We start from the raw sequence: 21,784 nt of genomic DNA on the forward strand, positions 1-21,784 counted from the left end.
ATCGAATATCGCACGCCCGAAGGCTCAATCAGTCCTCCGCCCCCATGGCATCATAGGAAGAGCGTTCGCCGGCGATGATCGCGCGTTTGCCGACATGGTTGGCAGGCCCTACAATGCCTTCCTGCTCCATGCGCTCGACGAGCGAAGCGGCGCGGTTATAGCCCACGGACAGGCGGCGCTGGATATAGGATGTGGAGCACTTCTTGTCGCGCATCACCACCTTGACGGCCTTTTCATAGAGATCATCGCTGTCGTCCTCACCCATGGCGGACTTGTCGAAAACAGCGGTTTCCTCTTCCACCTCTTCGTCGGTCTCGTCGGCGTCTTCGGTAACGGTGCCGAGATATTCCGGACGTCCCTGCGTCTTCAGATGCGCGACCACCTTTTCCACTTCCTCGTCCGAAACGAAGGGGCCGTGGACACGCGCGATGCGGCCGCCGCCCATCATGTGCAGCATATCGCCCTGGCCGAGCAGATGCTCCGCGCCCTGTTCGCCAAGGATGGTGCGGCTGTCGATCTTCGACGTCACCTGGAAAGAGATGCGGGTCGGGAAGTTCGCCTTGATCGTGCCGGTGATGACATCAACCGACGGACGCTGTGTGGCCATGATGAGATGGATGCCGGCGGCGCGCGCCATCTGCGCCAGGCGCTGGATCGCACCTTCGATTTCCTTGCCCGCGACCATCATCAGGTCGGCCATCTCGTCGACGATGACGACAATATAAGGCATGGCCGTGAGGTCCATTTCCTCCTGCTCGTAGACCGCCTCGCCGGTGGCGCGGTCAAAGCCGGTCTGCACGTTGCAGAACACGGTCTCGCCCTTGGCGCGGGCGGCAGCGGCCCTTGCATTATAGCCGTCGATATTGCGCACGCCGAGACGCGACATCTTGCGATAGCGATCTTCCATTTCGCGCACGGCCCATTTCAGTGCCATGACTGCTTTTTTCGGATCGGTGACGACAGGGGTCAGAAGATGCGGGATGCCGTCATAGACCGAAAGCTCGAGCATCTTGGGATCGACCATGATCAGTCGGCACTCTTCCGGCTTCAGACGATAGAGCAGCGACAGGATCATGGTGTTGATGGCAACCGACTTGCCCGAGCCGGTGGTGCCAGCGACCAGAAGGTGCGGCATCTTCGCCAGCTCGGCGATGACAGGTTCGCCGCCGATGGTCTTGCCGAGGCAAAGCGCGAGCTTCTGGCGGGTCTCGGCGTAATCCGTCGCTTCGATCAGTTCGCGCAGATAAACCGTCTCACGCACGGGGTTCGGCAGTTCGATGCCGATGACATTGCGGCCGGGCACGACGGCGACACGCGCCGAAAGCGCCGACATGGAGCGGGCGATATCATCCGACAGGCCGATGACGCGCGAGGACTTGACGCCAGGGGCGGGTTCGAACTCATACAGCGTGACGACCGGGCCGGGGCGGACATCGATGATCTCGCCCTTGATGCCGAAATCCTCCAGCACGCTTTCGAGAAGCCCGGCGCTCTGCTCCAGCGCTTCCGGCGTCATGGTCGTGGTCTGCTGGACGCGGGCTTCCTGCAGAAGATCGATGGAGGGGTATTCATATTCGCCTTCGGCAAAGACCGGCGCTTCGCGGAACATCGGCTGCGAGGCCTGGATGGGCGCGCGCGGCGTGAAGCGCGGCTCGGCCGCAATTTTCTCCACCGGCTGAACCTGCTCCACAGGTCTCTGTGTCTCGACAACCATCGGCGCCTCCGCCACCGGCGGCGGCGCGATTTCCGGTTCAACGACCTGAATGGGGGCCGGGATGGCGGAATGATGCACACCGATTTCGCGGTAAAGCCTGATCGCGGAACCGCCGGGCACGGTGACAACAGGAGGCTCGGACGAAAGTACGATCGCAGCGGCGGCGGGCGATGCAAAGGCGACCGGCGCGACGACAGCAGATGCCGTGACCGAATTTGCAAGAACGGCACGCGCGGACGCAGAGACGCCCTCGCCGACACTGCCCGGCAGATCAAGCGTCATCACTTCCCAGAACAGCTCATCCGGCAGATGGGCGGCGAAAGCCGGAATGACGGCCTGCGGCGCGGTGGCCTGAACTGCACCGACAGCGGGCTCGACGGATTGCGGCTGAACCGGCGAGAATATCTGCTGCGCAGGCGCTTCTGCGGCTACGGAGATCTCCGTCTGAACCGGCATCCGGGCAGCGGCAGCCGCCTCTTCCGCCTGCTTGCGGGCAAGCTCCAGCCGCAATTTATAGGTCAGCGCCCTGGCACCCCGGGCATCCGGCGGCTGCGGCAGAAATGGCATGCGCGGCGGCGGTATGCGCTGCTCCGCCGGCTTTACGTCCGGTTGGGAGACAGGAGCAACCTCCTGCTGCACAACCTGTTGCTGCTCCACCGCTTCCGGCTCCACTACTTCAGGCGGAGCCACAACCGGGACTTCCTCTTCCGGAATATTGGGTGTCTCGACCGGCATACGCCGGTTAAAGGCGCTCTCCGGCGTGCGGGTGAAACGCACATTCGGGCCAAGCACGAAAGCATTCTGCCAGCCCGGCATTTCGGCACGGCCTTCTATGGCGTCGGCTGCGCTGACATCGGCATTCGGCCGGGGTGTCGCCCCCTTCATCGCCGCCGTCTGCTGACCGGCAACCGACTGGCCGCCGGCATGACGAGCCTTCTCGCTCCCCTCCCCTACGCTATTGGACGAATTCTGGAATCTGGATCGGGAGAAGCTCATGGCAGCGTGCACACTCATCATAAACGTACATATTTCGGTCTCCCTGAAATAAAAAATAAAGGTTAATTACCCCTTTCCAAACGAGGTCACCGAGGCAGATTTTCACTCCGTGCACAGGCGGTGCACCGCACACGTGACTGAGGGCGCGGCATTCCAACCATCTAATTTTATTGCGTTATATCAAATTTTCAGGGCGTCACCGAAGGCAAGAAGGTAAGGTGAGAAAAGCGCATTATCGCCGGAAAGCATATTGTTTCCGCAAAGGCCCGCGCAACGTAAAATCATTGCTGTAAAGCCCGCGAATTAACGTGGACACTGCCGAGGTTGCAGTCTTAAGATCGGCCGGCCGCGGACCAAGCGGAAAGGCCCGCCCAGCCCTCATTTCCGGAGTGAATCATGTCGCCTGTCCACCTGTCCCGCCGCTCGCTTCTCAAGACCTCGCTTCTTCTTGCCGCAACCACGGGGCTTGCGGGCATCGCCGCTGCACAGCAGGCGACGCCCGGCGGAAGGCTGATCGTCGCGGCCGATTCGGAGCCGAAAAACCTCAATCCGGCGATCGTCGCCTCAAACGGCGTGTTTTATATTGCCAGCAAGATCATCGAGCCATTGGCCGAGGCCTCCTTTAACGGCAAGGACGGCCTGGAACCGCGCCTCGCAACCGAATGGGCGGGATCGGATGACGGGTTAAGCGCCACCTTCAAGCTGCGCGAGGGCGTGACCTGGCACGATGGCAAACCCTTTACCTCCGCAGACGTGGCCTTTTCGGCGCTCTCCGTCTGGAAACCGTTGCAGAATCTCGGACGGCTGGTCTTTGCCAATCTCGAGAAGGTGGACACGCCGGATGACCACACGGCGATCTTCCGCTTCTCCAAGCCAACGCCGTTCCAGCTCATTCGCAACGCGCTGCCGGTCGTTACCAGCGTCGTGCCGAAACATCTTTATGAGGGCACCGATATCGCCACCAACCCGGCCAATACCAAGCCGGTCGGCACCGGGCCTTTCGTTTTTGCGGAATACAAGCCCGGCGAATATTATCGCCTTACCCGCAATCCCAATTATTGGGGCAAGAACCAGCCGCAGCTCGATGAGATCATCTATCGCGTTCTGCCAGACCGGGCGGGCGCCGCGTCTGCGCTCGAAGCAGAGGAAATCCAGCTCGCCGCCTTTTCCGCCGTGCCGCTGGCAGATCTCGACCGTATCTCGAAGGTGGCAGGCATCAAGGTCATAGCCGATGGTTACGAGGCGCTGACCTATCAGCTGGTGGTCGAAATCAACCATCGCCGCAAGGAACTCGCCGATCTCAAGGTCAGACAGGCCATCGCCCACGCCATCGACAAAAAATTCGTCATCGACAAGGTCTTCCTCGGTTACGCCACGGCGTCCACAGGCCCGGTGCCGAAAAACGCGCCGGAATTTTATACCGACGATGTCGAGACCTATGATTTCGATGTGGCCAAGGCCAATGCCCTGCTGGACGAGGCGGGTTATGCGCGCGGCGCGAGCGGAACACGTTTCTCACTGAAACTTCTTCCGGCACCCTATTTCAATGAAACCAGACAGTTCGGTTCCTATCTTCGTCAGGCGCTACAGGAAGTCGGCATTGATGCCGAGCTGGTCAATAATGATTCAGCCGCCCACCAGAAGGCCGTCTACACCGATCATGCCTTCGATCTCGCCATCGCGCCGCCGGTCTTCCGCGGTGATCCGGCGATTTCCACCACCATTCTCGTGCGTTCCGGCATTCCGGCGGGCGTCGGCTTCTCCAACCAGGGCGGTTACGAGAACAAGACGCTGGACGAACTGATCGACAAGGCGGCGGTAACGGTGGACACGGCGGCACGCACGGCGCTTTACAAGGATTTCCAGAAGCAGGTCACCGCCGATCTGCCGCTGATCAACGTCGCCGAATGGGGTTTCATCACGGTGGCACGCGATACGGTCAAACATGTCGCCAGCAATCCCCGCTGGGCCGTTTCCAACTGGGCGGATACGACCGTCGACACCTGAGGTCTCGCCGTGAAGCGTGCAACGACATTGCTGAAGCGAAGGGCAGTCAGCGCCATTCCGGTGTTGCTGATTGTTCTCGTCTTCACCTTCGTGCTGCTTGAAAATGCGTCCGGAGACGCTGTGGATGCCTATCTCGTCTCCATCGGCGGCGGCGATGCCGGGCTGCGGGATGTGCTTCGCGAACAATATGGGTTGAACGGTTCCGTGCTGGCCCGTTTCTGGCTCTATGCCAGTTCGGTCCTGCGGTTCGATCTCGGCTGGTCGCTTGCCTTCGACCGGCCTGTGCTGGGGCTGATCCTCGAGCGGCTGCCGAACACGCTTCTCCTGATGGGTAGCGCCACCACACTCGCCTTCATCCTCGGCACCGCGCTTGGCATCGTGGCGGGGGCGCGTCCCGGCGGGCTGACGGACCGCGTGCTTTCAACGCTTTCGCTGGCGCTTTACGCCACCCCCGGCTTCTGGCTTGGCCTCGTGCTGGCCATCGTCTTCGCCGTTCAACTCAAATGGCTACCCACCTCAGGCGTAGAAACCATCGCCTCGGGCAAGCAGGGATTTGCAAGGGCTCTCGACATCGGCCGTCATCTCGTGTTGCCGGTGGCCAGTCTCGGCCTCATCTACCTGGCTCTTTTCCTGCGCGTCACGCGCACCGCCATGGCGGCGGTCTGGCCGCTGGATTTCGTGCTTTTTGCTCAATCCAAGGGGCTTTCCAAACGGCGGATCGTGCTGCGCCATGTCGCGCGCAATGCCGCTCTTCCGCTTGTCACCGTGCTTGGCCTGCAGGCCGCAACCATGCTGGGCGGCAGCGTGGTGATCGAAAGCGTCTTTGCCATTCCCGGTTTTGGCCGGCTGGCGCAGGAAGCCGTCAACGGCCGCGACACGCCGCTTTTGATGGGCATTATTCTGACCAGCGCCGTCTTCGTCATCCTCGTCAATCTCGCCGTCGATATTCTCTATGCCGTTCTCGATCCGCGCATCGGCAGCGGGGAGCGACAGGCATGAGTTTCGCTCTCCGGCTGCTGCGCAGTTTCGAAGGCGCCACGGGCGCCATCATTCTGGTGCTGCTTGCCATGACGGCGCTCGCCGCATCCGTCGTTTTTCCGGGCGACCCGCTGGCCATCGTCGGCGAGCCGCTGATCGCACCCTTTACCGATGCCGCCCTGCCTCTCGGCACCGACCGGCTGGGCCGCAACGTGCTAGCCGAACTTGCCCATGGCGCGCAGGCCTCCCTGCTCGTCGGCATCGGCGCCGCCGCCGCCGCATTGGTTATCGGCACCGTCATCGGCACCATTGCCGGATTTGCCGGCGGCCTCGTGGATGAAGCTTTGATGCGCGTCACCGACGCCTTTCAGATCGTGCCGAATTTCCTGCTCGCACTCGCCTTCGTCAGCACCATCGGCCCCTCCATGCCCATTGTCATTCTCGCCATTGCGCTCGGCGCATGGGCTGATCCGGCGCGGCTGATGCGGGCGCAGGTCTTGAGCATCCGCGAGCGCGATTATGTTCAATCCGCCCGCGCCATCGGCATGCATCCGCTGGGAATCGCGTTCAGGCAGATCCTGCCCAATGCCCTGCCGCCGGTTCTGGCGCTCGCCGCCATCATCGTCGCGGCAGCCATCCTAACCGAGGCGGCACTGTCCTTCCTTGGGCTCGGCGATCCCAATATCGTCACCTGGGGTTCGATGATTGCCGAAGGACGTAACGTCCTGCGCTCAGCTGCGTTTTTGTCCGTCATCCCCGGCATCGGCCTTCTGGTCACGGTTCTCGGCGTTTATCTTCTCGCAGAAGGCATCAACAGGGCGATGGCGACAAGGAGGCAAGCGCCATGAGCGGCGATGCGCGGTGCCGGATCGATGATCTCAGCGTTTGTTATGCGACAGGCGATGCGCCTGCCTTGCAGAATGTTTCGCTGACCATCCGGCAGGGGCAGAGGCTGGCGATCATCGGCGAAAGCGGGTCGGGAAAATCTACGCTCGGCAGAGCCATTGTCGGGCTTCTCCCCGGCAATGCGCGCGTTTCCGGGGATATTTCCTGGAGCCGCGATAGCGGCCTGTTTCACGGCAGGCCGCTGCCGGGGCGCGATATCGGCACGATCTTTCAGGATACCGGCGCGACGCTAAACCCGGTTCTCACCATCGGCGAACAGGTGGCGGAAGGGGCCGTGCGGCATCTCGGCCTGTCATGGAGGCAAGCGCGCGATCTTGCCCGTGGCCTTCTGGAGCGGGTGCGGCTGCCGCATCCCTCCCATCTGCTCGCCACCTATCCGCACCAGCTTTCCGGCGGCCAGAGGCAACGCGTGGCGATTGCTGCCGCGATTGCCGCCAGTCCTTCGATCCTGATTGCCGATGAGGCCACGAGCGCGCTCGATACCGTCAGCCAAGCCGCCATCGCCACGCTGCTGGACGATCTGGTGCGGCAGGAAAACAAAACGCTGGTCTTCATCACCCATGATATCGGCCTAGCTTCCAGCCTTGCCGACGAGATCGCGGTTTTGCGCGCGGGGCTACTGGTAGAACACGGTTCGACACGGCGGGTGCTCTCCGCACCCGCCCATGACTACACACGCGGGCTGCTTGCCGATTATCTCGATCTTTCCACCCCGCCGCTGATCAGCGAGACCGCGTCATGAACGAAGCCCTTCTGAGCGTCGACGGACTGTCGAAAACCTATCGCACCGGCGCAAGAACGGTGGCGGCGCTTTCCGACATCTCCTTTTCGCTTCAGCCCGGCGAGACGCTGGGACTTGCCGGTCCCTCCGGCTGCGGAAAATCGACGCTGGCGCGCATTCTGATGCGGCTGATCCCGGCTGACGAAGGGACGATCCATTTCAAAGGCCGCGACTGGCTGGCGCTTGACGGCGGGAAGCTTCGTGCCGCCCGCCAGCACATGCAGATGGTGTTTCAGGATACGCACGGCGCATTCAATCCGCGCGCGAGCGTCGAAGATGCCGTTGGCGAACCGTTGCGCATTCATCGCATGGTCGCAAGACGCGAGCGTGCAGCAGAAATACACCGTCTCCTCGACCGCGTGGGCCTGCCCGCCAGCTATGCCAGCCGATCGGTCTTCGAGCTTTCCGGCGGCCAAAGGCAGCGCGTCGCGATCGCGCGGGCCATTGCGCTCAAGCCGTCACTTCTCATTCTGGATGAAGCCGTCTCCGCGCTGGATGTTTCGGTTCGCAGGCGAATCCTCGAACTACTGGTGGAAATACAGCGGGAGACGGCCGTTTCCTGTATTTTTGTCTCCCACGACCTCGCAGTCATCCGCGCCGTCTGCCACCGCGTCGCCATCATGGAAGCGGGACGGATCGTTGAAATCGGCAGGACGGGAAATATCGTCTCGGCGCCGCAATCCTCGACCGCAAGAACACTGATCGACGCCGCACCGCGACTGACCATTACCACGTAAGGAAAAGACATGCCCGTTCCCGATTATGCATTGCTGCTCGACCCACCCGCTTTTCCTGCGGAGCGTTATGCCGTTCTTGCCGACCGGCTGGCAGCCTTGATGGGCACGAGGAACGACGTCCTTCTCATACAGGCGGAAGCCGTGCTGGCGCTCGAGGCAGCAGCGACAAGCCTTGCACGACCAGGCCTGCGGGCGCTCAACATCGTTACCAGCCCCTATGGCGCGTGGTTCGGCGGTTGGCTGGAAAGGGGTGGCGCGACGGTGCGCAACCTGACGGCCAGCCCGGCAAAGCCGGTCACACTGGAGGAGGTGGAGCAGGCACTGGACGAAGGGCTGGATTTCGATCTTCTCGCCATCGTCCACGCGGAATCGGCAAGCGGCATTCTCAACCCTCTGCCCGCCATCGCCACGCTCGCTCGGCAAAGGGGCATCGTGACCCTCGTCGATGCCGTCGCGTCCATCGGCGGACATGCCTTCGAGGTTGACCGGCTGGGCATCGATATCGCCGTCATCGGCCCGCAAAAGGCGCTGGCCGGGCCGGCCGGGGTTTCCGCGATTTCCGTCAGCGAAAAAGCGTGGGAGCTTCTTTCGCACGAGAATGCGTCCGACAACTCCATGCTCTCGCTTATGGACCAGAAGAAACTCTGGCTCGATGCCGGCCGCGGAGCGCTGCCCGGAACGCCCGCTCCGCTGGAATTCTATGCCCTGGAGGCCGCACTTGACCGGATAGAGGCGGAAGGTCTGGCATCTGCCAATGAACGCCACGAAAGGGCGGCCGCGGCCAACCGGAACGGCATCAGGGCGCTCGGTATTCCAACCTGGGTGAAGGAGGCGCACGCCTCCGCCCTCGTTTCCACAGCAATCCTGCCGGATACCGTCGAAGCCAAGGCATTCCTCGCCGCTGCATCCCAAAAGCATGGCGCGGATATTTCCGCCGGGGTCGGCCCCGGCGCGGAACGGCTGATAAGGCTCAACCACACCGGTCGACGGGCGCATCCGGAGGCGGTGAAAGCCAATATCGTGGCCTTCTCCAGTGCCTTGAAAAGCCTCGGCCATGCCGCAGATACCGATTCCGCGCTGGAAGCGAGCGAAAAAGCCTATTCTGACGCCGATCCGAACCGCGTTTGAAGGTGGCGATAAACATTCATTGCGCAAAATCCGGCAGCAGTGAAACGTCAGTCACGACATTGTTGTTAAAAATGGTAGACAAATTCCTCGGTCAATCTTGACGAAATCATGGCAACGCGCGAAACTTAACACACCGTTAACTCGCGTGAAGAAGGGAACTGGCCATGGTAGCAGGGTTCAACATGCTCTCCTTTGACCTGTTTGGCATCGGCCGAAGGATGCCCGTCGTCAATGAGCGGGTGGAGACCGAGTTTCAGGACAAAACGCCGCGCAGACCGGACGACGAGTCGCATGACGACGACCGCGATCAGGAATATGAACTGTTCTTCTGGTCGCTTTATCCGGTGATCTAGGAGGTTTCGGTAGCCTGCCGGGCATGAAACTTGCCAAGGGCCGCCGGTTCATTCAATGATTGGCCCATGCGCCGGTCCGGAAATGCCAAAGATTCTGCAAACAGAGACTTGAAACTGCTGCGCCGTCTTCTGCGCGCCAGGGATCATATGGATGCCGTACCCCATGAGGCGTGGCCTGTTTCACGCCTTGCCAGTGTCAGCGGCGCCTCGCAGGCCCATTTCGCAAGATCGTTTCGCGATGCCTTCGGCATACCCCCTCACCGCTATCTACTGACCCGCCGGGTGGAGCGCGCCGTGGCGCTTTTGCGTGACACCGATCTTCCTATCATCGAAATCGCGTTGCAGACCGGCTGGAACAGCATCGGCACATTTGGCCGTGTTTTCCGGGATGTGACCGGCGAGAACCCGAGTGAATTGCGGCGCCGGATGCGGGTTTCGCCTGCCGATCTCGAGCAGGTTCCCCATTGCTTCGTCAGCGCCGCAAGTCGCCCTCATCTCACAATCGCAGTTTCGGAGAAGCGCCGACGAACGAAAAGCGCTAGGCACGACGAGGGAAAGGGAGATATCTCATGAAAAATGGTGTTCAAGTTGTCGGGCTTTACGTTCATGATCAGGACGAAGCGCTGCAATTCTACGTCGAAAAACTTGGATTTCGTGTGCACACCGACGCGCGCAACGGCGATTATCGCTGGCTGACGGTACAGCACCCGGACCAACAGGATTTCCAGCTGGGCCTGTTTCGGCCGCAGGCTCCGACGGTTGACGAGGCGACGGCGCAAAATCTGAACGAAGCCGTGGCCAAAGGCGCGATGCCGCCGCTGGTTCTGGTGGTCGAGGATTGCCAGAAAGCCTTTGACGTGATGCACAAACGCGGCGTCGAATTCACCCAGGAACCGATCGCCCGCTACGGCTCGGTGGATGCGAGCTTCCGCGATCCTTCCGGCAATGGCTGGAAGCTCGTTCAGGCCCGCTGAAGCGCTCATGTGTCACATTCGATCATGGATGCTTTTTCTTGGGGGCGACTTTGATCTTGCGAAACTGGATAAGGCAGAGCCATCGGTGGCTGGGCATTCTGCTGACGATCACCATTCTGGCGAACTTCATCTCGATGGCTTTCGGTCCGACGCCATCGGTGATCGTCTATGCTCCGCTGTTGCCGCTGACTTTGCTGATTTTCAGCGGGCTGTACATGTTCTTCCTGCCATATCTGGGAAAGTCGGCAGCCCCATCGGGGAAGTAGGCAGATAAGCAACGAAACTATCATGCTCTTCGGCCGCCCGCAAAGTTTACGCGGTTGCGGAGCACGGTATTTAAAATGCTTCAACCCCGGGTTTTACCCCGGGGCTGATTAAAAAGCGGTCGGCCGAAACGGCCTTGCCTTAGTGGTTGTCGCGCGGCAGGCCCTTGGTCTGGGCGATGCGCTGATATTTCACGGCCGGTTCCAGAACCGCACCGGTTTCCATCTGGCTGACGATGCCGCGCTGAATTTCCTGCCATGGCGTCTGATGGTCAGGGAACTTGTAACCACCCTCGGCGGAAAGCGCTTCGTAACGCTTGGCCAGTTCCTCACCTGATATCAGGATATCGGCCTTGCCGCGACCCACATCGATGCGAACGCGGTCACCCGTCTGCAGGATGGCGAGACCGCCGCCGGCCGCAGCTTCGGGAGATGCATTGAGGATGGATGGGCTGCCGGACGTACCGGACTGGCGGCCATCGCCGATGCAGGGCAGCGAATTGACACCTTCCTTCAACAGATAATCCGGCGCGCGCATGTTCACCACTTCCGCTGCACCCGGATAACCGATCGGGCCTGCACCGCGCATGAAGAGGACGGTGTTGGCGTCGATGCCGAGCGACGGATCGTCGATGCGGTGGTGGTAATCTTCCGGACCATCGAACACTACGGCGCGGCCTTCGAAGGCCTCCGGATCGTTCGGGTTGGAGAGGTAACGGTTGCGGAATTCTTCCGAAATCACGCTCGTCTTCATGATGGCGGAGGAGAACAGGTTGCCGCGCAGAACGCGGAAGCCTGCACGCTCCTTGAGTGGCTGGTCGTAAGGACGGATGACCTTTTCGTCTTCGATGATGGCGCCACGGCAATTGTCGCCGATGGTCTTGCCGTTGACGGTCATCGCGTCTTCCTTGATGAGACCCTGGGTCATCAGCTGGTTGACGACCGCCGGAACGCCGCCGGCATGGTAATAATCCTCACCGAGATATTCACCTGCTGGCTGCAGGTTGACGAGCAACGGTACGTCTTCGCCATAGGTCTGCCAGTCATCGACGGTCAGTTCGACGCCGACATGGCGTGCAAGGCCGTTCAGATGGATCGGCGCGTTGGTGGAGCCGCCAATGGCCGAGTTGACGCGGATGGCGTTGATGAAAGCATCCTTGGTCATGATATCTGATGGTTTCAGATCTTCCTTGACCATTTCGACGATGCGCAGGCCGGTCAGGTAGGAGACTTCCTGACGGTCGCGGTAAGGCGCCGGAATGGCGGCGGAACCCGGAAGCTGCATGCCGAGCGCTTCGGCAAGCGAGTTCATGGTCGTTGCCGTGCCCATGGTGTTGCAATAACCGGTGGAAGGGGCCGACGAGGCGACGAGCTTGACGAAGCCCTGATAGTCGATCTCACCCTTGGCCAGAAGTTCGCGCGCCTTCCAGACGATGGTGCCGGAACCGGTGCGTTCGCCACGGAACCAGCCGTTCAGCATGGGGCCAACGGAAAGGGCAATGGCTGGAATGTTGACGGTGGCCGCCGCCATAAGACAGGCAGGCGTGGTCTTGTCGCAGCCGATGGTCAGAACGACGCCGTCGAGCGGATAGCCATAAAGCACTTCCACGAGGCCGAGATATGCGAGGTTACGGTCGAGACCGGCGGTCGGACGCTTGCCGGTTTCCTGGATTGGATGCACCGGGAATTCGATGGCGATGCCACCCGCTTCACGAATGCCTTCGCGCAGACGGTTAGCGAGTTCAAGATGGTGGCGGTTGCAGGGCGAAAGGTCCGAACCGGTCTGCGCAATGCCGATGATCGGGCGGTCAGACTGAAGTTCAGCCTGGCTCAGGCCGAAATTCATGTAACGCTCGAGATAAAGCGCCGTCATATCCGCATTGGCGGGGTTGTCGAACCACGCGCGCGAACGAAGCTTGCCTTGGGTTGCGGGCAGATTGTCGGATTTGGTCATGATGCGGTCTCCAGCCGGAAGTGGCCAACGGTAAAATATTACGAAATGCGACAAGCTTATGTTGTGCGCAAGGAAAATGGAATCAGCTTTCGGAGATCACGCATAACCGACAGTGAGAGCCCAGACGAGTAGGCTTGGGCTGCTCTGCGGCTTTAACCGAATATTTTTCGGCATTTACGGCCATCGCAGGATTGCGCAAAGGAATCTCCCTCCCTCTTTTGCCGATTGAACTCCGATCACAAGACCCAAAATTCCGGCAAAAATCATCTTCTTATTTGTATTACTATTAGACACAGCCATATGCTGTCAAGCGCTATAGCGGTGTGAGCAGCAGCAGTGCCGGCTGTTCGAACCACAAAACATGAATCGTTTATCCATTTGATATTAATTGATATATTTCAAAATTCGAGACCAGACACACCATTCTGAAATTGAAATATGCGAAAATGCCTCTTTTCAAGAGTATTACTATATGCTCATAGTGTCTCCGTCACGCTGACATCATCTCTGGGAGGATTAAGATGAGAAAAGCTCTCGCGACAGTTACTGTCGCCGTTTCGCTGTGCCTTGCATCAAGTGTTTCCGCCAAATCGCTTACCGTCGGCTTCTCGCAGATCGGTTCGGAATCCGGCTGGCGCGCGGCTGAAACCACCGTCACCAAGCAGCAGGCCGAAAAGCGCGGCGTCACGCTTAAATTCGCCGACGCGCAGCAGAAGCAGGAAAACCAGATCAAGGCCGTTCGCGGCTTCATCGCGCAGGGCGTCGATGCGATCCTGATCGCGCCGGTCGTCGCGACCGGATGGGATGCCGTGCTGAAGGAAGCCAAGGAAGAAAAAATCCCTGTCATCCTGCTCGACCGCCAAATCGAGGCTCCGGACGATCTTTACCTGACCGCCGTAACCTCCGATCAGGTTCATGAAGGCAAGGTTGCCGGCGACTGGCTGGTCAAGGACGTCGGCTCCAAGGATTGCAAGGTGGTAGAACTGCAGGGCACGACCGGCTCTTCGCCTGCCATCAACCGCAAGAAGGGCTTCGAAGAGGCCATTGCTTCGCACAAGAACATCAAGATCGCACGCTCGCAGACGGGTGATTTCACCCGCACCAAGGGCAAGGAAGTGATGGAAAGCTTCATCAAGGCCGAAGGCGGCGGCAAGGACATCTGTGCGGTCTACGCCCACAATGACGACATGGCCGTCGGTGCGATCCAGGCGATCAAGGAAGCCGGTCTGAAGCCCGGAACCGACATCAAGATCGTCTCCATCGATGCCGTGCCTGACATCTTCAAGGCCATGGCAGCCGGTGAAGCCAACGCCACCGTCGAGCTGACGCCTGACATGGCCGGCCCGGCCTTCGACGCGCTCGAAGCCTACCTGAAGGACAAGAAGGCGCCAGCGAAGTGGATTCAAACCGAATCCAAACTTTACACGGCATCCGACGATCCGATGAAGGTCTACGAGGCGAAGAAGGGTCTGGGTTACTGATACCTCATTCTTCGGAAGGAGCGGCGCGTCGTTCGCGCCGCTCCATCATGGCATTCTTCATGCGGAACCTGCTCAATGTCCGAAACGGCACCACTTCTGGAAGCACGCGCCATCGGCAAATCCTTTCTGGGGATCACGGCGCTCGATGGCGTCGATTTTTCGCTCGGGCACGGTGAAATCCATGCCCTGCTTGGCGAAAACGGCGCGGGCAAATCGACGCTCATCAAAATCCTGACTGGCGTTTATCACCGCGACAGCGGCTCGATCTTTCTGGAGGGCGGCGAAATCTCGCCCACCAATGTGGGCGAGGCGCAGGCGCTTGGCATCGGCACGGTCTATCAGGAAGTGAACCTTCTCGAAAATCTCACGGTCGCCGAAAACCTGTTTCTCGGCCGCCAGCCACGCCGCTTCGGGCTGATCGACCGCAGCACGATGCAGAAGAATTCGCAGGCGCTGCTCGCCCAATACGGGCTTTCCATCGACGTCAACGCCCTGCTTTCCAGCTATTCCGTCGCTATCCGCCAGATCATCGCCATTGCCCGCGCCGTCGATCTTTCCGGCAAGGTGCTGGTGCTGGACGAACCGACAGCCAGCCTTGACGCCCATGAGGTCGAGATGCTGTTCGGGGTTTTGAAAAACCTGCGCGCCCGCGGCATCGGCATCATCATCATCACCCACTTCCTCAATCAGGTCTATGATATTGCCGACCGGGTGACGGTGCTGCGCAATGGCCGCCTCGTCGGCACCCGCGACATCGGCAGTCTGCCGAGGTCCGAACTCATTTCGATGATGCTCGGTCGCGAGCTTCAGCATATTACCCACGAACACCAGGCGACCGAAGATACGGTCGCCGAGGGCGAGCCGCCAATCCGGTTCGAAGCCTATGGCAAGCGCGGCAGCATCGCCCCCTTCGATCTCGGCATCCGGCCGGGAGAGATCGTCGGCGTTGCCGGTCTTCTTGGCTCCGGACGAACGGAGACCGCCTTCCTGCTGTTCGGCATCGACCGTCCCGATACCGGCACGGCGATGATTGACGGAAAACCGGCGGCGATTTCGTCTCCCGAGGCCGCCATTGCGGCCGGGTTCGGCTTCTGTCCAGAAGAGCGCAAGACGGATGGCATCATCGGCGACTTTTCCGTCACCGATAATATCGCGCTGGCGCTTCAGGCCCGGCAGGGCTGGGCGCGGCCACTGTCGCGCCGGCAGAAGGCAGAGCTGGCCGAAAGCTTCATCAAATCGCTCGATATCCGCCCGGCCGACCCCAACCGGCCGATAAAATTCCTGTCCGGCGGCAATCAGCAGAAGGCCATTCTGGCACGCTGGCTCGCCACCCAGCCCAGACTGCTGATACTCGACGAGCCGACACGTGGCATCGATATCGGCGCGCATGCGGAAATTCTCAAAATGATCGAAAAACTCTGCGGCGAAGGCATGTCGCTCGTCGTCATCTCCTCCGAACTGGAAGAACTGACGGCCGTTGCGCATCGTGTGGTCGTGCTTTCCGACCGCCGCCATGTCAGTGAATTGAAAGGCAGCGAAGTGACCGCCGACAACATCATGCGGGCAATTGCGGATGCGGCGAAAACGGAGGCGGCGTGATGGTGGCTGTAACACGACGCTTCAAAAGACTTGCTCCCCAGCTTGCCGCGCTCTTTATCATTCTGGCAGCGATTACAATCATTTCGCCGGGTTTTCTGCATGTTTCTTTCCAGAATGGCCGGCTCTATGGCAGTCTGGTGGATATTCTCGTGCGCGCCGCTCCCGTGGCGCTGCTGACCATCGGCATGACGCTGGTTATCGCCACCAAGGGTATCGATCTTTCCATCGGCGCGGTCATCGCCATCTGCGGCGCGGTCGCGGCCACGCTCATCAGCAATGGCCATTCCATTCCCTCGGTCATCGTCATCTCACTTGCGGTGGGCATTGCCTGCGGCCTGTGGAACGGCGTGCTGGTCGCCCTTCTCGATATCCAGCCGATCATTGCCACCCTGATCCTTATGGTGGCGGGACGCGGCATCGCCCAGCTCATTACCGAGGGTGTCATTCTCACCTTCAACAATGACAGCTTTGCCGCCATCGGCTCCGGCTCGTTCGCAGGCATCCCGCTGCCCGTCATCATCTGGGTGGCCGCGGCGCTGTTGATCGGCCTTCTGGTACGTAAAAGCGCGCTCGGTTTCCTGATCGAGGCCACAGGCATCAATCGCCGTGCAGCGGCGCTCGCCGGCGTGCGGGCGCGCTTCCTGCTGTTTTTCGTTTATGCCGTCTCCGGCCTCTGCGCGGCCATTGCCGGCATGATCGTGACCGCCGATATTCGCGGCGCGGATGCCAACAATGCCGGGCTGTGGCTGGAACTGGACGCGATCCTGGCGGTCGTGATCGGCGGCACATCGCTGAATGGCGGCCGCTTCTCCATCACGGCCTCATTGATCGGCGCGCTCATCATCCAGACCATCAATACCGGCATCCTCGTCTCGGGCTTTCCGCCGGAATTCAACCTCATCATCAAGGCAGGCATCATCATGGTGGTGCTCACACTGCAATCGCCTGCAATCATGGCCGTCCTCGGTTTCGTGAAAGCGCCGAAGCCGCACGTCAAACCGGCGGCGACCAATGGCATGACCAAGGAAGGAACCGCGCGATGATCCACAGCCGCAATCTGCCCTTCCTCACCACGCTGACGATCTTCGTGGTCGCCTATTTGCTGTGCGTGCTGCAATATCCGTCGATCCTGTCGACGCGCGTAATCGGCAATCTTCTGACCGACAATGCCTTCCTCGGCATAGCGGCGGTGGGCATGACCTTTGTCATCCTGTCGGGCGGCATCGATCTCTCCATCGGTTCGGTCATCGCCTTCACCAGCGTCTTCGTGGCGGTCATGGTCGGCACCTATAACATCCATCCGCTGCTGGCCTTCGCCATCGTGCTGGCAGTCTCGACGCTGTTCGGCTGCCTGATGGGGGCGATGATCCGCTTCCTGTCGATCCCGCCTTTTGTGGTGACACTGGCGGGCATGTTTTTGGCACGCGGCGCGGCCTATCTGATTTCCACGCAGTCGGTGCCGATCTCCCACCCGTTCATCGATGCGATACAGGGCTTTTATTTCCGCTTTCCGGGCGGCGGCAGGCTGACGGCGCTGGCCATGCTGATGCTTCTCGTCTTCGCCGCCGGCATGCTGATCGCCAGCCGCACCCGCTTCGGCGCCAATGTCTATGCGTTGGGTGGCAATCCGCAATCGGCCGAGCTGATGGGGGTGCCGATTGGCGCGACGACCATCGGCATCTATGCGCTTTCCGGTTTCCTGTCGGGCCTCGCCGGCATCGTTTATACGCTCTACACCTCGTCAGGTTATTCGCTGGCGACGGTGGGCGTGGAACTGGACGCCATCGCCGCTGTCGTCATTGGCGGGACGCTTCTGACCGGCGGCACGGGGCTGGTGGCGGGAACCTTTATCGGCCTTCTGATACAGGGGCTGATCCAGACCTACATCGTTTTTGACGGGACGCTTTCTTCCTGGTGGACGAAAATCGTCATCGGTGTGCTGCTTTTCGTCTTCATCGTGTTGCAGCGCGCAATCATCTGGTATTCAAACAGGAGACTGGCCGGACCGCATCCGGCATAATTGCCAAGGGAGGCATGCTTGGGGCTGCTCGAAACGACGATAAGCGGGCGAAAACGCAGGAACAGCCACGCCCATGTGGTCTCCGAACTCGGCAGCGCCATCGTCTCGGGCAGGATTGCGGAAGGCTCCCTGCTGCCCAATGATGCCGAACTTTCCTTGCGGTTCGGCGTCTCCCGCACCGTGCTGCGCGAGACGATGAAGACGCTGGCGGCGAAGCGTCTGGTGGAACCAAAGGCCAAGGTGGGCACCCGCGTTCTTGACCGCTCCAGCTGGAATTTCTTCGATCCCGACGTGCTGGGCTGGCGCTGCGAGGCCGGCATAGATCAGGAATTCGTCACGCATCTGGCGGAGATACGCCTGGCGCTGGAACCAGCGGCGGCGGCGGCGGCGGCGCTGCAGGCCTCCAATGACGATATCGTTTCCCTTTACGTCATCGCCGCCAAATTCGACAATCCGAAACATACGCCGGAAAGCATCGCCAAGGTCGATCTCGAATTCCACCTTGCGGTCGCGCATATGTCCGGCAACCCCTTCATGCGCTCCGCAAGCGGGCTGATCGAAGCCGCACTTGCGATATCCTTCCAGCTCTCGTCACCGGCCGCTTCACCCGGCACCATCGCCGAGATCGCCTCCAATCATCTGCGTATCGTACACGCGATTGCGGCGCGTGACGCGGATGCGGCGGTGAAAGCCATGCGCCATGTGATCGAGGTCGGCAAGGACCGGACGCAGAACGCGATCAAGGCGCCCTAAAGACGCGATAACGCCTGCGCTTCTCGTGAGACCCGCTCGAAGGCGGGTCTTTTTTGTCGCGGCTTGGCTTACCCCTGCGACGCTTCGACCTGCGGGACCACACCGCGGCGCGACGCCATCAGCGAAGCACCGAGAAGGGCGGCAATCGCCACGAAGACGAAGACCATCGTCGCACCCTGAAGATCGATCAGCAGACCGCCCAGAACCGCACCGCTGGAAATCGCGATCTGGAACGTGGTGAGCAGCAGCGCGCCGGCACTTTCGGCTTCGTCGGAAGCGGCCCTCGTGATGAAGCTCTGCACGCTGACTGGAAGTGCGCCGAAGGCAAAACCCCAGGAGGCGATGGCAAGGCCGGCAATCAGGGGCGACGCACCCGCCACGACCAGAACGGAAGCCGATGCGGCGATCAGGGTGGCGGCGAACGTCACCGCCCATGCCGTGTTTTTCTCGGAGAGGAAACCGCCGAAGAGATTACCGAAAAAGCCGCCGACACCATAAACCAGAAGGACGAGCGAAATCGCCTCGACGCCAAGAAGCGTCACATCTTCCAGGAACGGACGGACATAGGTGAAGCCGGCAAAGTGACCCGCAACGATGAACAGCGTCGTCAGAAGGCCGATCCGGACCTGCGGCCGCTGCAACAGGCGGAACATGGTGGAGAGACCGGGTGCACCGGCCGGCGGCAGCGACGGAACGGTGAGCAATTGCACGACGAGCGCAATGACACCGAGCACACCCGCAACGACAAAGGCCGAACGCCAGCCAAGTGTCGCGCCGATCCACGCGCCCACCGGCGCTGCACAGACGGTGGCGACCGAAACCCCTGTCAGGATAATGGCCATGGCACGCGGCATTTTATCAAGCGGTACGAGTCTCAGTGCCAGCGCCGCGGACATGGCCCAGAAGCCGCCAAGGCCGATGCCGAGCAGGACGCGCGAGGCAAACAGCATGAAGAGACCGTTTGCGAAGGCGGCCAAAGTGCTGGAGATGATCAGCAGCGTGGTCAGCCCAAGCAATGTCCAGCGGCGATCGATGCTGCGTGTGCCAATGACAACGCCGGGGCCGGCGACCGCCGCGACCAGCGCCGTAACGGTAATGGATTGGCCAGCGATGCCGGAGCTGACGGCGAGATCGGCCGAAAGCGGCGTCAGCAGACTGACCGGCAGGAACTCCGCCGTCACCAGCCCGAAGACGCCGAGCGAAAGCGAAACCACGGCGGCCCACTTCGCATCCGGCTCTGTCTTGCGCGGCACATATTCGAGTTCGTTTATGGTCCGGTTGCTCATGAAAATCTCCTGATGCGCATTTCCGGAACGCGCTCTGAAACGGAATGGCAAAATGGTGAAACCGGTGGGAGGCCAGTTCATATTCTGCAAATCAATGGTCGTAAGCTATGCGTGACAGCCCGGCGTTTCCATGCTAGAAAATCCGTATTCCTTAACCAAACATCCAAATTTGCGAGAGCGCCATGAATGATGCCCTGACGGAAATGTTGCGTGGCCTGAGGCTCGACGGCGTGGAATACGGCCGATGCCGCATGGCCACCCCCTGGGCGACAGCTTTTCCCGAGCAGGAAGCGGCACGGTTCCATTTCATCGGTGTCGGCCAGGCGAAATTGCGCAAACCCTCCGGCGAGTGGCTGACGCTAACATGCGGCGACGCCGTTCTTCTGCCCCGCGGCCACGCCCATGTGCTGGGTAGCGGCGAGGATGTGACGCCTACCCCCTTCGACCGTTTCGGCAAGAAGGAAGTCTGCCAGGGCGTTTTCGACCTGCAATGCGCCAGCGCCGGCGGCGATACCGTGGCCTTTACCGCTTCGATGCGTTTCAACATGGATAATCTGCACCCTCTCCTGCAGCTGATGCCGGATGTCATGCTGACCAGCGATCTCGCCAAAAGCGACCCGGCCATTCCGCACCTGCTGGAGGCCATGACGCGTGAGGTGGAACTGAACCGCGTTGGTGCGGGCGGCATTCTGGCAAGGCTTGCCGATGTGCTGACCGCGACGTTGATCCGCACATGGGTGGAATATGGCTGCGGCGATTCCAGCGGCTGGCTGGCTGCGGTGCGCAACCCCGAACTCGGACGGGTGCTGGCCGCCATCCACCTCAATCCCGAAAAGGACTGGAGCGTGGAGGAACTTGCTTCCCTGATGGGCGCTTCCCGCTCCAGTTTCGCGGAGCGCTTCACCCGCGTGGTGGGCGAAAGCCCGGCGCGCTATGTGGTGCGCGTGCGCATGCACCAGGCACGGCTGTGGCTGCGCGAAGGCATGCGCGTGACGCTGGCGGCGGAAAAACTCGGTTACGATTCCGAAGCCTCCTTCAGCCGCGCGTTCAAACGCGTGCTCGGCGCACCGCCCAGCCAGTTTCGCCGGAAGGACACGGCCGGGTTGGAGGATGCGGCTTAAAAGCTACAAACAAACCGGATAGGATATCCGCGTGAGAGCAGATCCGCCCGAAGCGGAAGGGCGTCGTCCGGGGAGCATCCACCATGAGTATTGCCGACGACGCCCGTTTCTGGAACCGGACCGCTCGGAAATATGCAAAGGGCAGGATTTCGGATGAGGCCGGATATGAGCGCACGCTGGAGCGGACCCGTGCCCTGCTGAATCCGGATGACAGGGTATTGGAACTGGGTTGCGGCACCGGGACAACGGCGATCCGGCTTGCGTGCAGCGTCAAAGACTATCTTGCGACGGATATTTCCGCCGGCATGATCGCAATCGCCGAGGAAAGAAAACACGCCGCCGGCCCTCTCCCGAACCTCGTTTTCAGCACTGCGACCGTGGAAACGCTTGCGCCCGACCCTCATCAGTTCAACGTGGTGCTGGGTTTCAACTATCTTCATCTGGTGCGCGACCTGCGCGGCACATTGCAGCACATTCATTCCCTGCTTGGCCCGCGCGGGCTGTTCATCACCAAGACCCCCTGCGTTAGGGATATGAACCCGTTTATCCGCCTTGTCCTGCCGGCGATGCGTGTGATCGGCAAGGCGCCCTTTGCCGGCGTGTTCAACGCGGCCGAGCTTGGCCGGCATATAGACGCCGGCGGTTTTGACATTCTGGCCACGGAAATCCACGCGACAAAGGGCAATGACAATCGTCCTTACATCGTGGCGCGCAAAAGGTGATCTGAGCCGCC

The 21,784-nt window shown here is 60.8% G+C and carries 20 protein-coding genes; 17 read left to right on the top strand and 3 right to left on the bottom strand.

What is annotated here, in order from left to right; genetic code table 11:
* Positions 1 to 28: 28 nt before the first annotated feature.
* On the bottom strand, positions 29 to 2,731 hold the full coding sequence (locus tag MRBLRC7O_RS15345) for a DNA translocase FtsK (protein WP_060726855.1): 2,703 nt from the start codon (positions 2,729 to 2,731) through the stop codon (positions 29 to 31).
* A gap of 375 nt (positions 2,732 to 3,106) precedes the next feature.
* On the opposite strand from MRBLRC7O_RS15345, the gene MRBLRC7O_RS15350 reads away from it, so the two are divergent.
* The 10 genes from MRBLRC7O_RS15350 (at position 3,107) to MRBLRC7O_RS15395 (ending at position 10,840) form a co-directional block, all read left to right on the top strand.
* Positions 3,107 to 4,717 (top strand): ABC transporter substrate-binding protein, encoded by a 1,611-nt coding sequence (locus tag MRBLRC7O_RS15350; RefSeq protein WP_060726856.1) that lies wholly within the window; start codon positions 3,107 to 3,109, stop codon positions 4,715 to 4,717.
* Positions 4,718 to 4,726: 9 nt separating this feature from the next.
* Positions 4,727 to 5,716 carry an ABC transporter permease gene (locus MRBLRC7O_RS15355; RefSeq protein WP_060726857.1) on the top strand — a complete coding sequence of 330 codons (990 nt, stop codon included), beginning with the start codon at positions 4,727 to 4,729 and terminating at the stop codon, positions 5,714 to 5,716.
* On the top strand, positions 5,713 to 6,543 hold the full coding sequence (locus MRBLRC7O_RS15360) for an ABC transporter permease (protein ID WP_060726858.1): 831 nt from the start codon (positions 5,713 to 5,715) through the stop codon (positions 6,541 to 6,543). The genes MRBLRC7O_RS15355 and MRBLRC7O_RS15360 overlap by 4 nt, the downstream gene beginning before the upstream one ends.
* A complete protein-coding gene (locus MRBLRC7O_RS15365) occupies positions 6,540 to 7,343 on the top strand; it encodes an ABC transporter ATP-binding protein (protein WP_060726859.1) in 804 nt (267 codons plus the stop codon). Before MRBLRC7O_RS15360 ends, MRBLRC7O_RS15365 begins: the two co-directional genes overlap by 4 nt.
* Positions 7,340 to 8,119 (top strand): ABC transporter ATP-binding protein, encoded by a 780-nt coding sequence (locus MRBLRC7O_RS15370; RefSeq protein WP_060726860.1) that lies wholly within the window; start codon positions 7,340 to 7,342, stop codon positions 8,117 to 8,119. Before MRBLRC7O_RS15365 ends, MRBLRC7O_RS15370 begins: the two co-directional genes overlap by 4 nt.
* A 9-nt stretch (positions 8,120 to 8,128) precedes the next feature.
* The gene (locus MRBLRC7O_RS15375; protein WP_060726861.1) at positions 8,129 to 9,247 is read left to right on the top strand and encodes a pyridoxal-phosphate-dependent aminotransferase family protein; all 1,119 of its coding nucleotides are present in this window, start codon (positions 8,129 to 8,131) and stop codon (positions 9,245 to 9,247) included.
* A gap of 164 nt (positions 9,248 to 9,411) precedes the next feature.
* Entirely contained in the window at positions 9,412 to 9,600 is a 189-nt protein-coding gene (locus MRBLRC7O_RS15380) for a hypothetical protein (protein WP_003506556.1), read from the top strand.
* Between the two features lie 66 nt (positions 9,601 to 9,666).
* Positions 9,667 to 10,173, top strand: a complete 507-nt coding sequence (locus tag MRBLRC7O_RS15385) for a helix-turn-helix domain-containing protein (protein WP_060726992.1) — start codon at positions 9,667 to 9,669, stop codon at positions 10,171 to 10,173.
* The gene (locus MRBLRC7O_RS15390) at positions 10,170 to 10,574 is read left to right on the top strand and encodes a VOC family protein (RefSeq protein ID WP_003506554.1); all 405 of its coding nucleotides are present in this window, start codon (positions 10,170 to 10,172) and stop codon (positions 10,572 to 10,574) included. Before MRBLRC7O_RS15385 ends, MRBLRC7O_RS15390 begins: the two co-directional genes overlap by 4 nt.
* A 38-nt stretch (positions 10,575 to 10,612) precedes the next feature.
* Positions 10,613 to 10,840, top strand: a complete 228-nt coding sequence (locus tag MRBLRC7O_RS15395; protein ID WP_060726862.1) for a hypothetical protein — start codon at positions 10,613 to 10,615, stop codon at positions 10,838 to 10,840.
* Positions 10,841 to 10,979: 139 nt separating this feature from the next.
* Here MRBLRC7O_RS15395 and MRBLRC7O_RS15400 read toward each other — a convergent pair whose 3' ends face one another.
* Positions 10,980 to 12,791, bottom strand: coding sequence for an IlvD/Edd family dehydratase (locus tag MRBLRC7O_RS15400; protein WP_003506552.1), 1,812 nt, complete (start codon positions 12,789 to 12,791; stop codon positions 10,980 to 10,982).
* A 521-nt stretch (positions 12,792 to 13,312) separates the two neighbouring features.
* On the opposite strand from MRBLRC7O_RS15400, the gene ytfQ reads away from it, so the two are divergent.
* From ytfQ to MRBLRC7O_RS15425, 5 genes are all read left to right on the top strand, one after another.
* Positions 13,313 to 14,272: a galactofuranose ABC transporter, galactofuranose-binding protein YtfQ gene (gene ytfQ / locus MRBLRC7O_RS15405; protein WP_003506544.1), complete on the top strand. Its 960-nt coding sequence runs from the start codon at positions 13,313 to 13,315 to the stop codon at positions 14,270 to 14,272.
* A 75-nt stretch (positions 14,273 to 14,347) separates the two neighbouring features.
* Entirely contained in the window at positions 14,348 to 15,871 is a 1,524-nt protein-coding gene (locus tag MRBLRC7O_RS15410) for a sugar ABC transporter ATP-binding protein (protein ID WP_060726863.1), read from the top strand.
* Positions 15,871 to 16,914 carry an ABC transporter permease gene (locus MRBLRC7O_RS15415; protein ID WP_003506540.1) on the top strand — a complete coding sequence of 348 codons (1,044 nt, stop codon included), beginning with the start codon at positions 15,871 to 15,873 and terminating at the stop codon, positions 16,912 to 16,914. Before MRBLRC7O_RS15410 ends, MRBLRC7O_RS15415 begins: the two co-directional genes overlap by 1 nt.
* Positions 16,911 to 17,891 carry a galactofuranose ABC transporter, permease protein YjfF gene (gene yjfF, locus MRBLRC7O_RS15420; protein WP_003506538.1) on the top strand — a complete coding sequence of 327 codons (981 nt, stop codon included), beginning with the start codon at positions 16,911 to 16,913 and terminating at the stop codon, positions 17,889 to 17,891. The genes MRBLRC7O_RS15415 and yjfF overlap by 4 nt, the downstream gene beginning before the upstream one ends.
* A gap of 18 nt (positions 17,892 to 17,909) precedes the next feature.
* Positions 17,910 to 18,644 (top strand): FadR/GntR family transcriptional regulator, encoded by a 735-nt coding sequence (locus tag MRBLRC7O_RS15425; RefSeq protein ID WP_020011781.1) that lies wholly within the window; start codon positions 17,910 to 17,912, stop codon positions 18,642 to 18,644.
* Positions 18,645 to 18,712: 68 nt separating this feature from the next.
* Here MRBLRC7O_RS15425 and MRBLRC7O_RS15430 read toward each other — a convergent pair whose 3' ends face one another.
* Complete coding sequence (locus MRBLRC7O_RS15430; protein WP_099087357.1) at positions 18,713 to 19,930, bottom strand: MFS transporter; 1,218 nt, start codon at positions 19,928 to 19,930, stop codon at positions 18,713 to 18,715.
* A 182-nt stretch (positions 19,931 to 20,112) separates the two neighbouring features.
* Here MRBLRC7O_RS15430 and MRBLRC7O_RS15435 point away from each other — a divergent pair, with 182 nt between their 5' ends.
* Complete coding sequence (locus MRBLRC7O_RS15435) at positions 20,113 to 21,051, top strand: AraC family transcriptional regulator (RefSeq protein ID WP_003506534.1); 939 nt, start codon at positions 20,113 to 20,115, stop codon at positions 21,049 to 21,051.
* A gap of 83 nt (positions 21,052 to 21,134) precedes the next feature.
* Positions 21,135 to 21,773, top strand: a complete 639-nt coding sequence (locus MRBLRC7O_RS15440; RefSeq protein ID WP_367727481.1) for a class I SAM-dependent methyltransferase — start codon at positions 21,135 to 21,137, stop codon at positions 21,771 to 21,773.
* The last annotated feature ends 11 nt before the right edge of the window (positions 21,774 to 21,784 follow it).

Source organism: Agrobacterium radiobacter, assembly GCF_040801995.1.
In the GTDB taxonomy this organism is placed as follows: Bacteria; Pseudomonadota; Alphaproteobacteria; order Rhizobiales; family Rhizobiaceae; genus Agrobacterium; species Agrobacterium radiobacter.

What these genes read in the sequence shown, in the direction of transcription:
- MRBLRC7O_RS15345 (WP_060726855.1), bottom strand. Translation starts at nt 2,731, where the DNA reads ATGATGAGTGTGCACGCTGCCATGAGCTTCTCCCGATCCAGATTCCAG.
- MRBLRC7O_RS15350 (WP_060726856.1), top strand. Translation starts at nt 3,107, where the DNA reads ATGTCGCCTGTCCACCTGTCCCGCCGCTCGCTTCTCAAGACCTCGCTT.
- MRBLRC7O_RS15360 (WP_060726858.1), top strand. Translation starts at nt 5,713, where the DNA reads ATGAGTTTCGCTCTCCGGCTGCTGCGCAGTTTCGAAGGCGCCACGGGC.
- MRBLRC7O_RS15365 (WP_060726859.1), top strand. Translation starts at nt 6,540, where the DNA reads ATGAGCGGCGATGCGCGGTGCCGGATCGATGATCTCAGCGTTTGTTAT.
- MRBLRC7O_RS15370 (WP_060726860.1), top strand. Translation starts at nt 7,340, where the DNA reads ATGAACGAAGCCCTTCTGAGCGTCGACGGACTGTCGAAAACCTATCGC.
- MRBLRC7O_RS15375 (WP_060726861.1), top strand. Translation starts at nt 8,129, where the DNA reads ATGCCCGTTCCCGATTATGCATTGCTGCTCGACCCACCCGCTTTTCCT.
- MRBLRC7O_RS15380 (WP_003506556.1), top strand. Translation starts at nt 9,412, where the DNA reads ATGGTAGCAGGGTTCAACATGCTCTCCTTTGACCTGTTTGGCATCGGC.
- MRBLRC7O_RS15385 (WP_060726992.1), top strand. Translation starts at nt 9,667, where the DNA reads ATGCGCCGGTCCGGAAATGCCAAAGATTCTGCAAACAGAGACTTGAAA.
- MRBLRC7O_RS15390 (WP_003506554.1), top strand. Translation starts at nt 10,170, where the DNA reads ATGAAAAATGGTGTTCAAGTTGTCGGGCTTTACGTTCATGATCAGGAC.
- MRBLRC7O_RS15400 (WP_003506552.1), bottom strand. Translation starts at nt 12,791, where the DNA reads ATGACCAAATCCGACAATCTGCCCGCAACCCAAGGCAAGCTTCGTTCG.
- ytfQ (WP_003506544.1), top strand. Translation starts at nt 13,313, where the DNA reads ATGAGAAAAGCTCTCGCGACAGTTACTGTCGCCGTTTCGCTGTGCCTT.
- MRBLRC7O_RS15410 (WP_060726863.1), top strand. Translation starts at nt 14,348, where the DNA reads ATGTCCGAAACGGCACCACTTCTGGAAGCACGCGCCATCGGCAAATCC.
- MRBLRC7O_RS15415 (WP_003506540.1), top strand. Translation starts at nt 15,871, where the DNA reads ATGGTGGCTGTAACACGACGCTTCAAAAGACTTGCTCCCCAGCTTGCC.
- yjfF (WP_003506538.1), top strand. Translation starts at nt 16,911, where the DNA reads ATGATCCACAGCCGCAATCTGCCCTTCCTCACCACGCTGACGATCTTC.
- MRBLRC7O_RS15430 (WP_099087357.1), bottom strand. Translation starts at nt 19,930, where the DNA reads ATGAGCAACCGGACCATAAACGAACTCGAATATGTGCCGCGCAAGACA.
- MRBLRC7O_RS15435 (WP_003506534.1), top strand. Translation starts at nt 20,113, where the DNA reads ATGAATGATGCCCTGACGGAAATGTTGCGTGGCCTGAGGCTCGACGGC.
- MRBLRC7O_RS15440 (WP_367727481.1), top strand. Translation starts at nt 21,135, where the DNA reads ATGAGTATTGCCGACGACGCCCGTTTCTGGAACCGGACCGCTCGGAAA.